The organism is Kitasatospora sp. cg17-2 (assembly GCF_054031055.1).
On record NZ_JBSSXW010000005.1, the window covers coordinates 44139 to 59160 of the forward strand.

Annotated in this window: 18 protein-coding genes; 12 read left to right on the forward strand and 6 right to left on the reverse strand. The window is 72.5% G+C overall.

The features are described from left to right. The first annotated feature begins 114 nt into the window (after positions 1-114). The 5 genes from ACW14Y_RS42760 to ACW14Y_RS42780 all read left to right on the forward strand — a co-directional run bounded on the left by ACW14Y_RS42760 (position 115) and on the right by ACW14Y_RS42780 (position 3706). Entirely contained in the window at positions 115-798 is a 684-nt protein-coding gene (locus ACW14Y_RS42760) for a hypothetical protein (RefSeq protein WP_456989138.1), read from the forward strand. After that, positions 795-1556, forward strand: coding sequence for a hypothetical protein (locus ACW14Y_RS42765; protein ID WP_456989140.1), 762 nt, complete (start codon positions 795-797; stop codon positions 1554-1556). The genes ACW14Y_RS42760 and ACW14Y_RS42765 overlap by 4 nt, the downstream gene beginning before the upstream one ends. A 340-nt stretch (positions 1557-1896) precedes the next feature. Beyond that, positions 1897-2460, forward strand: a complete 564-nt coding sequence (locus tag ACW14Y_RS42770) for an RNA polymerase sigma factor (protein WP_456989142.1) — start codon at positions 1897-1899, stop codon at positions 2458-2460. A 5-nt stretch (positions 2461-2465) separates the two neighbouring features. Continuing rightward, a complete protein-coding gene (locus ACW14Y_RS42775) occupies positions 2466-3224 on the forward strand; it encodes a hypothetical protein (protein ID WP_456989144.1) in 759 nt (252 codons plus the stop codon). A gap of 260 nt (positions 3225-3484) precedes the next feature. Continuing rightward, positions 3485-3706: a hypothetical protein gene (locus ACW14Y_RS42780; protein ID WP_456989146.1), complete on the forward strand. Its 222-nt coding sequence runs from the start codon at positions 3485-3487 to the stop codon at positions 3704-3706. A gap of 574 nt (positions 3707-4280) precedes the next feature. On the opposite strand, the gene ACW14Y_RS42785 is transcribed toward ACW14Y_RS42780, so the two are convergent. The 4 genes from ACW14Y_RS42785 to ACW14Y_RS42800 form a co-directional block, all read right to left on the reverse strand. Continuing rightward, entirely contained in the window at positions 4281-4508 is a 228-nt protein-coding gene (locus tag ACW14Y_RS42785; protein ID WP_456989148.1) for a hypothetical protein, read from the reverse strand. Positions 4509-4839: 331 nt separating this feature from the next. Then, positions 4840-5523: an HNH endonuclease family protein gene (locus ACW14Y_RS42790; RefSeq protein WP_456989150.1), complete on the reverse strand. Its 684-nt coding sequence runs from the start codon at positions 5521-5523 to the stop codon at positions 4840-4842. 153 nt (positions 5524-5676) lie between these two features. Further along, positions 5677-6114 carry a hypothetical protein gene (locus ACW14Y_RS42795; RefSeq protein ID WP_456989152.1) on the reverse strand — a complete coding sequence of 146 codons (438 nt, stop codon included), beginning with the start codon at positions 6112-6114 and terminating at the stop codon, positions 5677-5679. Next, on the reverse strand, positions 6111-6455 hold the full coding sequence (locus tag ACW14Y_RS42800; RefSeq protein WP_456989154.1) for a hypothetical protein: 345 nt from the start codon (positions 6453-6455) through the stop codon (positions 6111-6113). Before ACW14Y_RS42800 ends, ACW14Y_RS42795 begins: the two co-directional genes overlap by 4 nt. Positions 6456-6831: 376 nt before the next feature. Between ACW14Y_RS42800 and ACW14Y_RS42805 the strand changes: the two genes are divergently transcribed. The 5 genes from ACW14Y_RS42805 to ACW14Y_RS42825 all read left to right on the forward strand — a co-directional run bounded on the left by ACW14Y_RS42805 (position 6832) and on the right by ACW14Y_RS42825 (position 10604). Beyond that, positions 6832-7044, forward strand: coding sequence for a hypothetical protein (locus ACW14Y_RS42805; RefSeq protein ID WP_456989156.1), 213 nt, complete (start codon positions 6832-6834; stop codon positions 7042-7044). Between the two features lie 127 nt (positions 7045-7171). Beyond that, positions 7172-7741, forward strand: coding sequence for a helix-turn-helix domain-containing protein (locus ACW14Y_RS42810; protein ID WP_456989158.1), 570 nt, complete (start codon positions 7172-7174; stop codon positions 7739-7741). Between the two features lie 62 nt (positions 7742-7803). Then, positions 7804-8277: a hypothetical protein gene (locus ACW14Y_RS42815; RefSeq protein WP_456989160.1), complete on the forward strand. Its 474-nt coding sequence runs from the start codon at positions 7804-7806 to the stop codon at positions 8275-8277. Positions 8278-8474: 197 nt separating this feature from the next. After that, positions 8475-9692, forward strand: coding sequence for a hypothetical protein (locus tag ACW14Y_RS42820; protein WP_456989162.1), 1218 nt, complete (start codon positions 8475-8477; stop codon positions 9690-9692). Between the two features lie 540 nt (positions 9693-10232). After that, positions 10233-10604, forward strand: coding sequence for a hypothetical protein (locus tag ACW14Y_RS42825; RefSeq protein ID WP_456989164.1), 372 nt, complete (start codon positions 10233-10235; stop codon positions 10602-10604). Between the two features lie 370 nt (positions 10605-10974). Here ACW14Y_RS42825 and ACW14Y_RS42830 read toward each other — a convergent pair whose 3' ends face one another. Then, positions 10975-11406, reverse strand: coding sequence for a GIY-YIG nuclease family protein (locus ACW14Y_RS42830; protein ID WP_456989166.1), 432 nt, complete (start codon positions 11404-11406; stop codon positions 10975-10977). A 109-nt stretch (positions 11407-11515) separates the two neighbouring features. Next, a complete protein-coding gene (locus tag ACW14Y_RS42835; protein ID WP_456989168.1) occupies positions 11516-11875 on the reverse strand; it encodes a hypothetical protein in 360 nt (119 codons plus the stop codon). A gap of 1171 nt (positions 11876-13046) precedes the next feature. On the opposite strand from ACW14Y_RS42835, the gene ACW14Y_RS42840 reads away from it, so the two are divergent. Beyond that, positions 13047-13625 carry a hypothetical protein gene (locus tag ACW14Y_RS42840; RefSeq protein WP_456989170.1) on the forward strand — a complete coding sequence of 193 codons (579 nt, stop codon included), beginning with the start codon at positions 13047-13049 and terminating at the stop codon, positions 13623-13625. Between the two features lie 273 nt (positions 13626-13898). Then, a complete protein-coding gene (locus ACW14Y_RS42845) occupies positions 13899-14300 on the forward strand; it encodes a hypothetical protein (protein WP_456989172.1) in 402 nt (133 codons plus the stop codon). Positions 14301-15022 lie beyond the last annotated feature (722 nt).

A 15022-nucleotide genomic window follows, 5' to 3' on the forward strand; every position in this document is an offset into this window, starting at 1 on the left:
GGTCCGTCCGTCGGTGGGGTCGGCGTCACGCTACCGGCCGCCTACCGGGGTGCTCCCGAGGCGACCGCGCGGCTGACGTTTGATCACCCTCTCAGCTTATCGAACAATAGTTCTATGACCGTTTCCGTTCCGTTCTCCCGCCCCGTACGCCCGGCTCCCGTGCCGGGCGATGCCGAGCGGGCGCCGCGGGAGCTCATGACGCTGCCCGGGGCGTCCCGGGACATTCGGCGCTGGCGGCTGGTGGAGATCCGCCTCGGCGGCGAATGGAAGCCGGCGATGCTCACGGTGTGGCGCAGGCCGCCCGGCAGCGCGGTCTGGGTGGTCCACGTGCGGTGGGACGACGACGCGACCGTGCCCCAGGGCCAGCCCTGGGGCTGGTTCGTGTTCGACGAGGGGACCGTGCGCCCGCTGCCCGAGCCCGACGACCCGCCGCCCGGCCGGGCGCCGTTCCACGGGGCGTGGCGCGACGCACTCACGGTGCCCGCCGAGCTCGCGGGCGCGCCCGACCCGGACGGGGCGGACCGGTGCTGGCGCCTGGCGTGGGTGCGGACCGGGGGAGGCTGGCGCTCGGGCCTGGTCACGGCCCGACGCCGCCCGGGGCCGGACGTGCCGTGGATCGCCCTCGCGCGCTGGGGCGAGGACAAGCAGAGCTCCTGGCTGCTCTACGACCCGGCCGCGGTGCGGATCCTGCCCCCGGCCGACGCACCCGGCGACCGCCCGGGCGCAGGCGCACTCGGTGGAGCGGCGCCGGCTCCGGCCGGCGGGCCCGGACACCCGGAACCGGGGGCCGCCGGATGAGCGTCGCCGCCGTCCCGGAGGTGCCCGTGGCCGAGCCGGCCCTGCCGGTTCCCGATGTGGAGGAGGAGCGCAGGCTCAGGCTGGCGGACCTCCTGGAGGAGACCAGTCCGGCCACCCGCCGCGCGCGCGTCGAGGCCGCGACGCGCCCGGTTCTTCCGGCCCTGGAGCCGCTGCTGCCGGACGGCCGGCTGCCGAAGGGCGCCGTCGTCGAGGTCCGCGGCGACACGAGCCTGCTGCTGGCTTTGGCCGCCGGCCCGGCGGCCGCGGCCGCCACGGTCTGGACGGCCGCGATCTCGATGCCGACGCTCGGGCTGGCCGCCGCCCGCGCCTACGGCCTGCCCCTGGAGCGCCTGCTGCTTGTCGACACCCCGGGGGAGCGGTGGAGCGAGATCGCCTCGGTCCTGGCCGGCGCCTGCGAGGTCGTCCTCCTCGACCCGCCCGTGCCGCCCCGGCCCCGCGAGCTCCAGCGGCTGGAGGCTCGCCTGCGGGTGACCGGCACCACCCTGCTCACCACCACTCCGTGGCACGGCGCCGCCCTGCGTCTGACGACCGGCGGCGCGACCTGGAGCGGGCTCGGCGACGGCCACGGCATGCTGCGCTCGCGCACCGTGGAGGTCCACTGCACCGGACGCGGCCGGGCCGCCCGCCCGCGCACCGCCCGCCTGCTGCTGCCCGACGAGACCGGCTCGGTGAGCGCACCGCGCACGGCCGACGCCACCGGGACCGCGCCGACGGTCGGGACGGCGGCCGCCGGGTAGCGGTCCGGGACGTCCCTTCCGGGCGGCCCTGGACGGAAGGCTTGGAGGTGCGGCCGCCGGAGGGAGACGAAGGTCATCACTCGGTAGGCGGATTGACACCCTCCGCAACTTTTTGTCACGCGTCGCTAAACGCTCACGCCTTCGTTTCGGAAAACTGTCACTAGGCGTCATGCCTCCCCCACGCAGCGACAGTTTCCGAGCGCGAGAGGTCCGCAGTGAACACCCTGCCCTGCCCCGTCCGACCCGAGCACACCGCCGCAGCCGACCACGCCCGGCCCGCTGGCGACCACCCCGGTGCGGCCGGACGCCACCGGTCGGCCCCCGGTCCGGCGGCCGCCGCGTGAACCACGACCCGGCCGCGAACGGCGGCGACCCCCCGCTCCTGCTCCCCATAGAGTTCGACGCCTTCTTCGAGCTCTACCACCAGCGCTACCTGGACTACGCCCGAGCCCAGCTGACGCTGTGCGAACCCGCGCAGATCCAGGACCTGGTCGAGGACGTCCTCGCCCACCTCGGCGCCGACTGGGACGGCGTCCTCCAGCGTCCCGGGCCCACGAACTACGCCTGGGGCATGCTGCGCTTCGCGGTCGAGCACGAGCGCCGCCAGCGCGGCGAGGTCCTCAAGCTGGTCGAGAAGGCCGTCTTCATGGACGCCGCCAACCGCGCCACCCGCCCCGTCTTCGAAGCGCTGGAGGACGGCCTCGGCATCTACCACGCCATCAGCGCCCTGCCCGAGCGGCAGTACGACGCGCTGCTGTTCAACCGCTTCCTCGAATACAGCACCGCCGAGACCGCCGACGTCATGGGCATCAGCCCCGGCACCGTCCGCGTCCTCATCCACCAGGCCCACAGCAAGCTCCGCCAACGCACGCTGCTCTCCGCCTCAGAGACCGACGAGGAGTAAGACCGGTGAACACCGAACTCGACCACCTTGCCTCCGCCGCCGCCCCCTACGCCCGCTTCACCGGCTACGACCCGGCCGCCGGCCGCCGACGGATCGCCGCGAAGATCGCCGCGCTCAAGCGCGCCGCCGGCCAGTCCGCGGACACCGCCCCCGCGAGCCCGGCCGAGTGCCCCGAGCACGCCGTCGACGAGCAGGGCCTGACCTTCCAGCAGCACGCCGAACGCGACCTGCGCAACCTCTCCACCTGCGTCATCAACGAAGCCTCCGCCCCCGGCCGCCTCCACGCGATGGCCGACACCAGCGACTTCGACCCCAAGGGCGGCCTCGTCTTCGCCGCCCTGCTCTACCTCAGCGGACACCCCCGCCACGCCCAGTTCTGGTTCCAGTTCGCCGCCGGCTCCGGCGAGAGCACCGCCGCCTACGGCCTCTACCTCCACCACGCCGCCCTCGGCGAACTGCGCGCCGCCGAGCACTGGTACCACGAGACCGCCAAGCTCACGGACCAGAACGTCCGCGGCCGGCCCACCGCCCCCGCGCCGGCGCCGCCCAGCCTCCCCCCGGTCGACGTCTACCTCTTCAACACCCCCTGGCACAGCGCGGCCATGCGCCTGCCCGACGACACCACCGACCTCCACCACCCCGACCAGGCACTGCGCCGAGCGGTCGACCACCTCGACACGGTCCGCGAGGACGATCGGTTCGGCACGTTCGTGCTGCCCACCGAGACCATCGCCGAGCAGCTCCACGACCTGGTCTGCCCCTAGCCGGCCCGCGGGACCGGGCCGACCGACCGTCAGTGCCCGCAGGCGGGGCCGCCCATGGCACACCTGGTGACCAGTCAGCTACAGCCGGTGGATTGTTGTGCGATAGCTCCGACAGAATTCGATCTGGACTGTGTCGTACATCTAAGCTCGGAGCGTGCACTTCCCCGCCTTCGCCGGCCTGCCCGGCGGGCCGGCCAGGAGCCGTCCACCACCGAGCGGTGGCGGGATGACCCGGGCCATCGACGCCCGGGAGAGCGGAGATGCGCACGATGTCGGTCCACGGCAACGGCGGGCACCAGCCCGGCCGGACCCAGCCCAACGGGAACACGAACGCCCAGTTCCCGCGGGTGGCGACCGGCGGCAGCACGGAGGGGAAGCAGAAGTCCCTCGACCTGGCGGTGAGGATCGCCGGCCTGGTCGTCGGCCTGACCAACCTCGGGTTCACGATCTGGGAGAAGCTCAACGGTTTCTTCCAGGCCTGAAACGCAGCAGCGCCTCAGCTGAGGGCTGAGGCGCTGGAAGGTGCTGCTCGCTGAAGCAGTTGGCCCTGCCCCGTACAGGATGGCCGTCCTGGGGTGGGGCCTTCTGCGTGCCCTCGCTGCCCGACACCGAGCGACATCGAGTGACGTCGAACGGCATCCAGCGGCATCCAGGCGCGCACCGCTCACTCTACGGGACTCATACAGGCAGAGCCAGAATCCGAACGCGTTCCAGGCCCGACGTCAACCGGTCGGACGGCACCGCCGCTCGCACGGACACCTACCCGTCCCACCCACCGGCCCCTCCCGATCCCGGTCCTCCCGGCCCGCGCCGCCCATGGAACCCGGCGAGCGCCACGACCAGGGCCTGCGGCTGCATCTACTCCGAACCGTCCGGCCAGTACATTCCGCAGCCCCGGGCGCCGCACGACGCAGGCCCGGGAGGCCAGGCCTGCGGGTGAGGCCGACCGGACCCGCGCGGTGCACCTGCGGCCAGCAGCTGGCGCTCACCGTTCCACCAGTGCCGGACGGACCGGCTCCGGGCAGCCCGGCAAGCGCAGGTTCGGGCAACACGCTTTCACCGGAAGTACTCGGCCAGGACCTGCACGACCTTCAGTACAGCGACTGCGCCGAGCTCTCCGCTCACGCGCACCAGGATCCGGCCGGGCAGCCGGTCCGGCGACCGCCAGGCGGGCCGCCCGTCCGGCTCGGGCACCGCCGCCCGGGCCGGATCTGTCCGACGTCGCTCGACGCCGTCCCACCCTGCCGCGCCCGGCTCCTCGCTGCGCGGCCTCATCTCGTCCATACCCGTCTCCTTGTGCATCGTGTGCGGTGAATACGAACCGCAGGCGGAAGAAGCCAGAGACGCAGCAGGGCGCCGCGGGCTCGCTTCCGGCGGTCCGTGGAGCGGACGGTAGGCACAGGGGACGGCGGGTCAAGAGGGTTCGGGCACTGGTTCTCGCTGACGGCACCGGCCTGGTGGGGGCGCCGAACCGGCGGACGATACACCACTCGGACGTCCGGTCAACCCCGTGCCGGGAGCCGGGTTCGACAATGGCGAATCAGGTCGACGGCCCGCCCCCTGGTGCGGGGGCAGCGGCCGGATCGGTCGGGACCGGGACGGCGGCGGTGCTCGCCTACGGGGTACAGGTGCCGAGCATCGAGGTGAGCGCGGCCTTCTCCGGCTCGGTCACGCTCAGGCCGTAGACGTGCTTGGTGTCGGTCCATGCCCGGCTGTAGGTGCACCAGTAGCCGGTGGCCGGCGGGCGCCAGGCGTCCGGCGCCTTGTCGCCCTTGCTGCGGTTGGAGGCGGCGGAGACCGCGATCAGCTGCGAGTGCGTCAGGTCGTTGGCGAACGCGCGGCGCTTCGCGGTGGTCCAGGTGTCGGCCCCCGAGCGCCAGGCGGCGGCGAGCGGCACCACGTGGTCGATGTCGAGCGCCTTCGCGTCCGTGAACACCTTGTCGTCGTACAGACTGACCCAGGCACCGGCGACCGCCCGGCACAGTTCGTCCTGGACGACCCCCTCGCCGTCGCGGGCGAGGACGCTCTCGCGGGTGTCGCACTCCCCGGAGACCTTGATCCAGTGCGGGAAGCGCTCCCGGCTGTAGCCGTCCATGGAGTGCGGCGGTTCGACGACCAGCTCGTCGAGTTCGGCCCGGACGACGTCGGTGGGCGGCGGCTCGGGAAGCTCGCGCCGTACGGCGGCGGGGCCGGCGGTCGTGAGGGTCTCGGCGGCGGCCGGCGCGGCCGCGGGCAGGAGGACCGCGGCGAGCGCGGTCAGGACGATGGCTGTACGACGCCATCCGGTAGTGGTGATCATGCGCCACGACTACCGCTGGCTGGTCCATGGCCGACGGTCGGTCACCAGTTGGCGGCGTGGCGCGCGGTGTGGTTGACGGCCCGGTCAGCGGGTCACGGCCACCATCAAGGTGTGGCCGTCACCCGTCGACCGGGCCGTCGATGCCCGGTCAGGTCAGTCGAGTGTTCGTGCGCGCCGCCGGTGGGCCGCCTGTCGGCAGGCGTTCGAGCAGTAGCGCCGCGGTTGGCCGCCGGCCCGGGTCGGCGGCGGGATCTTGAGCGCCCCGCACTGTTCGCAGGGGCGCAGCATGCTCCCTTCCACGGCGCGTACGGCCTCCTTCAGTTCGGGGGGCAGGCCGTCGGCCAAGTCCTGGATCTCCTCCTGGACCGTTGAGGTGAGGTGGTGGTGGGCGGAAATCCGCCTCCGGTACTCCGCATACAGGGCGTTCCGGGTCTTGCCGGTCCACCTGCGGACCTCGGCCTCTGAGAGGTCCAGGGTGGCGACCATCTCGATGATGATCCCGACGCTCTCCTGCGCACCCGGGCTGAGGGTCAGCGCGTTGGTGGTCGCGGTTCGGCCGGTGGGGTCGTTGGGGACCGGGCGGGGCGTCACTGGGCACCGCTGGTGGGCGGGGCGACGGTTCCGGCCCCGACGACCTGCCCGGGGATGACCGCCGGCTGCGGGGCGGACGCCGGGATCGGTGCACCTCCCTGCTGGCCGAGCTGGGCACCGCGGAGCGGGGCCGACAGCTCACGGGCCCCCTGGTGGCGGGGGGTGTAGCGCTCCAGGGCGCCGATCAGCCCGGTGAACCGCTCGACCATGACGGGCATGTCCTGGGACCGCGCCCTGGCGACGCAGACCCGCACGATGTAGCCGATGAGCAACGCCAGGACCACGATGACGCCGAGGACGAGCACGACCACCAGGGCCGCGACGACGAGAGCAGTGTCCAAGTTCTCCTCCAGATACGACGAGAGGCCCCCGCCGACGGCGGAGGCCTGAGATGTGCTGGGTGCCTTGCGGCAAGCGAAAAGCCCCGCCGTCCAGGCGAGGCTTCAATGAGTCAGGACATAAGTGTCCCGCTCGAGATAAGTCTCCCAGAAATTGAACGCTCGGTCAATCCGCGCCCTGGCCTGGGAACTTGGGCCGCACTCGCCGTTATAACAAGCCCAGTAGGTTTCGTAACAGCGCCCCTGAGCCGCGCCCACCTGCGCAGTTCGGCTGCGCGGCCCGCGCTGGCAGGGGCGAGCGCTCCGGGGGAGCCCGGACAGGGCCTGCGGATCAGTGCGGGCCGGTGCTCGTCGGCCCGGGTGGGGAATCATGGTCGGGGTGACGACACCTCAGCCTGCCCGCCGCCCGCTGTACCGGCCCGCGCCCGCCGACCCCGCCCGGACCGCCCCCGACTCCGGCACCCAGACCGGGCTGCGCCGCCTGGCCGTCGAACTCGCCGGCCCGGTCGACCCGGCCGCCGGTCCGATGCCGCCCGCCGCGCCTGCCGGGTCCGGTCGCCGGCGCCTGGCGGATCCCGGCGCCGCCCGGTAGCCGCCGGGCACCGGCCTGCTCCTGGAGTCTCATGGTTCGTTCACCCTGAACGAACCTTCACCCTCCCGCCCCTGTGAAGGTTCGTTCAGGGTGAACGAACCTCCCGTCGGGCGGGTAGGACTCCGGTGTGAGTGATACCGAGTACGGCTTCGACGCGGCCAGGCTCCGCGCCGCCCGTACGGCCGCGGGCGCCTCGGTGGCGCGGATCGCGCGGGAGAGCGGGGTGTCCGGGCGCGCGGTGTCCCTCTACCTCGCCGGATCCCGCGTCCCGCGCCCCGAGGTGCTGGTGCGCCTCGCCGACGCGGTCGGCGCGCGGCCGGCCGACCTGTGCACCGTCGAGCACGAGCGCCTGGCGCACCTGCGGGTGTTCACCGGCCGCAGCCGGGCGGCGATGGCCCGGGAACTCGGCATGGCCGAGGAGACCTACCGGCAGCTGGAGACCACCGGGCGCCGCGGCCGGCTCGCCTCCGCACGCTACGACGACGCCCAGGACCGGTGGATCGGCTGGCACGAGTGGGCGCCGCCGGTCTTCGGCGTCACCGAGGAGCGACTGCTCGCCGCCGAACGGCGCACCCAGGAGCACTGGGAGGCGGAGCGGGCCGAGCGGTGGCGGCGCCGGCGCGAGGAGGACCCCGACCGGGTCGCCATGATCGAGGAGACGGCCCGGCGCATGCGCGGGTATCCGCCGGACCGCTGACGACCTCCCGCGCGACCACCGTCCCGCCCCCCTTGTCGTCGCCCGCCCCTACGATGCCGATCATGGAAAGCGACGCGCGAGCCATCAACCCGGCCCCCGAGCACGCACACGACGGGCCGCGCTGCACGGTCTGCCAGGCGCCGATCCGCGGGCACGGCCCCGGACAGCGCCCCTCCTACTGCGGCCGCGGCTGCTCCTCCAAGGCCTACCGGGCCCGCCGCAAGGCCGAGCAGAACGCCCTCCTGGCGGCCGCCGTCGACGGCTCGCGCGAGCCGACCGGCGACCCGTCGGGCGACCACATCGGGCGCCTGGGCGCGGTGGTCGAACGCAGCGCCCGGGCCCTGGCCCGCACCCTGGCCCAGGACGACCTCGGGCCCCTGCACGCCCAGGTGTCCCTGTCGGTGCTGGTCCGCTCGGCGGAGAACCTGCTCGCCGCGGCCCAGGCCGCCGTCCGTACGGCAGGCACCAACCTTGGTGACTCGCGCGTGGCATCCGGACGGGAGGTTGTCCCACCGGCCGGACAGCCGGCCCGGTGACCCAGGCCCCGACACCCGATCCCGTTCGGCGCCCGACGCCGACGACCGACACCGCCCGGGTACCCGCACCCGATCGGACCGCCGAGCGGGGACAAGGCCGGTGAGCCCGGGGACGGCACGGTGTCGTCCCCGCGCAACACCCTCGCCGTTTCACCCCGAGGGCAAACGGCGCAGGTCGTGGGACTAGCATCCCGATCATGAGTTTCTCCCCGGGGGGTAAAGCGGTGGATGCGGCGGCCGCGCCGATGCTGTTCGGCGGCCCGACCTGCGCGGTGTGCGGCACGGAGCTGGCCTGGGCCGGCAAGGGACGCCGGCCGAAGTACTGCTCCAAGGCGTGCTCGTCGAAAGCCGACCGCGCCCGGGAGAAGGAGAAGCAGACCAAGGCCCTCGCCGCAGCCACCGAAACGCCCCGAGGGGAAACGGGACTGCCCGACGGCCTGACCGACGACCCGCTGGCCGCCGACCTCCTCGCCCTCGGCGAGGAACTGCGCCGACACGACCGGGTCCTGCTGCTCCAACTCGACCGCGCGACCCGCAACGGCGACCCCGCCCTTGCCCGCCAAGCGGTCACTGACGCCCTCCACGCCGCCTACCTGGTGATGCTGCGCCACCGGGAGCTGGCCGAGCGGATGCTCGCCGAGCACCCGACCCAGACCCCGACGCCGGAACACCCCGCCCCGGCACCCGGCGAAACCCCCCGGGGTGAAACCCGCACCGCCCCCGGCGACGCCCCGGCGACGGCCGGGACGTCGTCGGCCACCGTGCCCGCCCCCCGTCCCGCGGCCGCCGACCCGGTCCCGGACGCCGGACCCGCAGGCCGATCCCCCCGGGGAGTAACGACCGGGCAGCACGACGCTGCCCGCACCGCCGAAGTGACGCTCCCGCGAGCAGTTGCCCCCCGGGGCGAAAAGACCCCCGACGCCCAAACCGCCGAAACCGCGCCCGCTGCGCCCCGGGGAGAAACCGCGGCACCGGTCGGCGGTGCCGGGTCGCGTGACCAGGCCGGTCCTGCGACGGAGGGCCGGCTGAGGGGCCTGGTCGACCGGCGGTTGGCCCAGCAGACCACCCCCGGGCCGGCCGAGCAGAAGCCCGCGGACCGGACGGTGTCGGTGCCGCGCGACCCGCTGCTGCGCGGCCTGCCCCGCGGCATGGACGTCCGCATCCCGCTCGACCCGCAGGTCTTCGGCTACCACTGGCAGCTGGCCGGCTGGACGGTCCAGCCCGACGTCCTGCTGGTCCTCGGCGAGGGCCACCAGGTCGGCTGGGTCGAACGGGGCCTGGACGGCGGCGACGGCTGGGTCGCGGTGTGCGAGGGCTACTTCATCGGCGACCCGGTCACCCTGGAAGCACGCCTGCACGACACCCCGGAGCACGCCGCCCGCACCGTCCACCAGGCCTACCTGCAGAACCTGTGACACCACCACCCGGTGCGTGCGGACACGCTCTCTACCGCGTGGTGCGGTTGCCCCGGACGTTGCCCCGGACGTTGTTTCGGAGGTCGCCCCCGGACGTTGTTCCGCGGGTTGCCCCGGAGGTTGCGTCGGACAGGCATCCCGGAGCAGGTGAATCCGCAGGCCAGGCCAGGGGGACAACCGGGCGACCGAGGACCGACCACTTCCGTGGGGCTCCCGCAGAAGCAGCACTCCGGGTGTCCCGTACGCCCTGGCGCGCTCGCGCGAGCGCACCGGCGCCGACGTTGCCGCAGTCGCCCGGCCAGGCCCACCGCCTCCATCGGCGCGGCCCGGTTCCGCGCGGGAAAGCCGCCGGACCGGTGAGGGCCGACCTGCTGCTCACCGCCGCCGGACGCGACCGGGTCGGGTGCCCGGCGCTCCCGGCCTCTTCCCCTTCGGTCGGTCGGTGCCCTGGCCGTCCACGGACGGGATCACTGATTCGTCCGCGCCGGGAGTGCCGCCTGCCCGAGACTGGCGTGCACCCGAGAGGTGAGGGAGACGTTGATGAGCGACTGGCTTGTGTACGAGAACGGCGAGTGGACCGCCCTGCCCAAGGACCCCGTCCCGGACGACGACAGTGGCGACTGGGTGGCCATGTTGAAGAAGGCCGGGTTCGAGCCGTGGACCAGCTCGAGCACGAAGACGAACGGGCTGTGGACCGGAGAGGAGCTTCCGCTCGAGATGACGGTGTACCACCGCTACCGAACGGTGCCCCGCTTTGCGATCGACCTGCAAGGAAACCAGGACGGCACCACCCTCACCGCCTACGCCGCAGAGCTGCCCGACGTGATGGACCTGATCGCCCGCTGGGCGCCGGCCGTGCAGGCCTTGGCCGCAGCCGCTCTCGGCCCCCACCCCCAGGACGTCGTCCGGTGAGCGCCCGCCGGCTCACCGGCGGCAGGGCGGTGCCGGCGGCCGTCGCGGCGCTCTGACAGGCCTTCAACGTGCCCTGCGCGGAGGCCGGACCGACCGCGCTCGGCACTGCCTGGCCGGTCAGCGGCGGCGGGGAGAAAACGGGCTTCGAGGAAGAGGCAGAGCAACTCGGCAGAGGCGGGCTGCGCCCCGGGTCCGGGCCGCGGATTCCGGCCCCGTTGCTGATGGCGCTGCAGTCCAACGCGGGATGCAACACGCGCAACACGAAGGCCGTGGCCGATCTCCGCGTTGCACCCCTGACCTGCACGAACTACGGGGAAACCCGGAATGCAACGCGCTGTTGCACCCCGGAGCCCCGTCACGCGCGGACCTGTCAGGGCTGCAGCGGGGTCAGCCGCATGGGCGCCGAATCCCGCGCCCGCAGCTCTGCGGGCTGCAACTGGCAGTCCCGCCAAAGAGCGAACCAACACCGCCAGTTCCGGAACTGCGCACCGCGGTCGAACCACGTGCCGCCCTCCATCACCGGCCCGCACTCCTCGACCTCGACCCCGGGCGCCACATTGCAAGCTGGCCGTTCAAGGTAGATCGCCATCTGCTCCACGTACATCGACTCGGGAAGCCCGTACGGCAGCCACTCCACCTCGGTCCGAGCCACCGCCGGCCACCAGCCGAACCAGTTCACGTGCTCCCGGAACCTGCGCCTCGGATCCACGCTCGTACCGATGTACAGCAGCCAGCCGTCCTCGTCGTAGCACCGGTACAAGGCTGTCGGGCCCCTTGCCGCCCGCTGGCGACGCAGCTCCAACTGCCTCTCCCAACAGAGCCGGCACCGGCCGCCCGGCCACAGTGAAGGATCATGCTGGCCGCACTCGCGGCAATGACCCGGGCCCTGCGAGCTACGGAGCTCCATCGACTCAGGCCTGTTCCAGCTCGCAATGCCAGCACAGCGACGCGTACGTCAGGTTCGGGCAGCCCGGCTTTGCGCACACCGTGGCGGCGCCGACCGTCGGCGCTGCTCTGACATCGCTACTGCCCCGCATCAGTCGCTCGATGACGATCAGCGCGTGCTGCAGCTCTCTGCTCGAGGCCCGGTCTCCGACCAGGTCGTCGAGCGGCACCGGGGCATCCGCGTGCAGGTAGTCCTCGTGGAGTTCGCGAAGGATCTCCCACAGCGGACGGTCGTCATTCTCCATCGCCTTGAGCTGGAGAGCGTGAAGGATCGCGTAGATGCGCTGGTAGTCGGATCTGTCGATCGGCCGCTCGTCTGCGGGCATGCTGCGCTCCTGAGGGTTGGGTGGTGGGATTGTGGCAGTCAGCACCGACAAGCTGGCGTTCCCGGCCGGACGGATTCCTTGATGCCTGCCCCGGGCACCTTGATGCCCGCTCCGGGGCTCGGTGGGACTCCTTGATGGCCGCCCTGTCGCCTCGGTGGACATCTTGACAGTCATCTTGGAAGGCGTTCCCGATACCTTGGCGGCCGTCCCGCCACGGACCCCGGAAACCTTGGTGGCAAGGTAAAAGACCCAGGTCAAAGCATTGGTGGCAGCCGAGCCGGATACCTTGATGCCCCGCCAACCGAGCGGGGCATCAAGGTGCGGAGCCTGTCAGGGCTGCAGCTGTGTCCAGCCGCACGGGCGCCGGCATTCGCCGCCGAGCGGGTGCCAGACGGGTGTGGCGGGGCCGTGCTGGAGGAGGCCCTCGAGGCGGGCGGCGTCGGCGGGGACGGCAGCGCAGCACGTCCAGCTGCCGCCGGGCATCCTCGATCGCGGCGATCTTCCGCTGGACCTCCATCACCAGGGCGCCGTGGAACTCGGGCGGGATGACCCCCTCTGTCTGCTCCTTTCTCCTGGTCCTGGTGTGTGGGGTCGGGTCCGTGGTTGTGCGGTTGGACGGCGGGCGGTCCGGCCCTGCGGGGCTGTTGTTGTGGTGAGCGTCCGGCGCCGCCGGCCGAACGACCTGCCGAGCGCCCCGCCCGCCGCCGGGCCGAGCCGACTGCGCACAGCACCTCTGAGGGGCCCGCACCGGTCCCGGCCCCCGGGCACCAGCACGCCCGCCCCGACCCGTGCCGGACGTCGCGCGTAGGCCGTCCTGGGCGGCTGCGGACCCGGGCTGTCCCTGGTGGCCTCCCCGGGCCCGCTCGGTGCGGTGCCGGCTGCGCCTGCGGCCGGCACCGGGCTGGCCGCTACGCCCGGCTCGGTCGCACTCGGCGGTCCGGAATCACGACGAACCGGCCGGGCACAACCGCCGGATTTCCGGGGCAGACCGGCCGGACAGGTGAAAAATATCGCAGCAAAAACCCTCCGGAAACTCCTCCCGCATACCTCTCTACTGCACACGCGATAAACCATCCCGAGAGGGCATCGCAAACACCCGGATAAGGCGTTGCGCGCAGCCGGAACAGTCTGCTAGAAATCCCGCACACCGATCCACCGGAAAGGAAAGCCCGTGAAGAATCTCCCCAACAGCCGTGAAATCATCCGCCGCCGAGCCACCGGAATGACCCGCGAACAGATCACCAAAGCGACCGAAGAGGCCGCCGGATGGGAACGCCACCGCTCCAGGGTCTGCGAAACCGACGACGACGTGGCCGCCATCAAGGGCGCAATCCAGGCCCACAAGGAATGGCGCCGCATCGGCTACGTCATGACCGAGGAAAACCTGGAAACCTACAATCCCGAAGCCGACCCGACCGTCCAGCGCTGGCTCCGCGAGGACGAAGAACGCCAAGCCGCCGAATCCGCCGCCCAACGGCTCGCCGCCCACAACACCACTGCCGGGCCCACAGCCCCTTCCAGCCCCGGGACGCAAGCCCTCCGGACGGCACTGGCCCGCGCCGGCCTGTACGACCTCGACGAGAACGACCACCAAACCGTCGAGCAACTCGGCGCGCTCCTCGACCACGCCACGATCGCCCGGCTTGCCGACTGGTTGGAGCGCACCCGTACCGCGGCCCTCCGCCTGGCCTCCCCGCCCCGGCCGGCCTACCGGCGTCCCAGGCCCGACAACCGGCCCCAGCACTCGTAAACGCCGCCGCCCTGCCCCGCACCGGGACCCGGCCGCCGACTGCGGCCGGGTCAGCGGCCGGGCCCCGCCTCGACGTTCTCGACCTCCTCGGCGTCGTGCTGCGCCTGGGCGGCCACGCTGTCTACCGGCCGCCGGGCCCGGCGGCCCCGGTCTGTCGGCGGTCTGCTGGCGGTCGGTCGGCGGATTCGTTCGCGCTGCTGCTCTCGTCTGGCTGATGATGTGGTTTGTCCGGGGGTGGAGTGGCCCGGTCGGGCCGGGGGAAGGGACCCGTTCGTGGAGATCATCAGTGGTTCTGGCCTGCTCGGCGGGCCGTGGACCGAGCTGATGCCCGACCTCCGTCCTGTCCTGGTGCTGCCCGCCGACCCCGGTCGGCCCCTGGTCCCCGGAGACGGCTGGACCGGCCACGACACGGCGCTGATGCCGGCCGCAGGACCGCATCCGCTGTGGTCGGCGGTCCTGACAGGCCACCGGCTGACCGTCCACCGACCGGGCGGCCAGGTGTGGTTCGACGGCGGGATCACCGTCACCCGCGAGTGGACCCGATCGGTACGGGCGCACCGCACCCTGCTGCTGATCACCGGCCCCTTCACCAGCGCCTTCGACTTCCACCCCGCCGCCGCGGCCGGCCGGCTCCTCCTCCTGTCCACCCCGATCCGCCTCGCAGACGCCCTGTAATCCCGGTCCCCGCCGAATTCCCACCACTCATTTATGGACGATTCCCATGTATGGGGGATTCCCATGGAATGGCTGAGCAATTCCGACGGTGGTGGCTGCTACCCGAATTTCGCGTCATATCGTCAACGGCCGGGGCCGGTTGCCAGTCGCTGCGCCTGGTGGAAAGTCGGGGCGGGTAGCGGGGTCGGTTCCTGGGGTTACACAGGGCGTGATGGTGATGCGCAGTCAGATGGGCATGGGGATTGTGGCGGGATTGGCTGACGGCAGATTCCTGATACACGCTCAGGGTGATTCTGGAGGGTCTGTCAGGGGTCGGGCGGGCCTGACCGGTCTAGACCACCGTGACAGGTGCAGACCACTCGCCCCGGGGCCCGCGCGTTCTGGCTCGGGGGTTGTGCCGGCCTCAGTTCGATGACACTATGTGATGGTGGTCGGGATTCGTGGCCGGCCCCGCTTCCGTCCGGATGCCGACCGCAAAGCCCCGCCACCCCCTCTCCCAGTCAGCCCGCGCACGGAGTGCGCCCTGCCTTAACTACGTCTGACCAGCAGAAATGCAGCCTCACGGGCGCCACGACGGGCCCCCGCTCGAACCCCGCCCTCCGCTGCGGCCACCCTCCGCCGGGCCTTGGCCGGAGGCCCCCGAAGCAGAGGGAGGCCACTATCCGTTACTGCGTGACGAAGTCACGCAGCGTCATTCCGTCACGCTAGTGACGGCGCGTCAT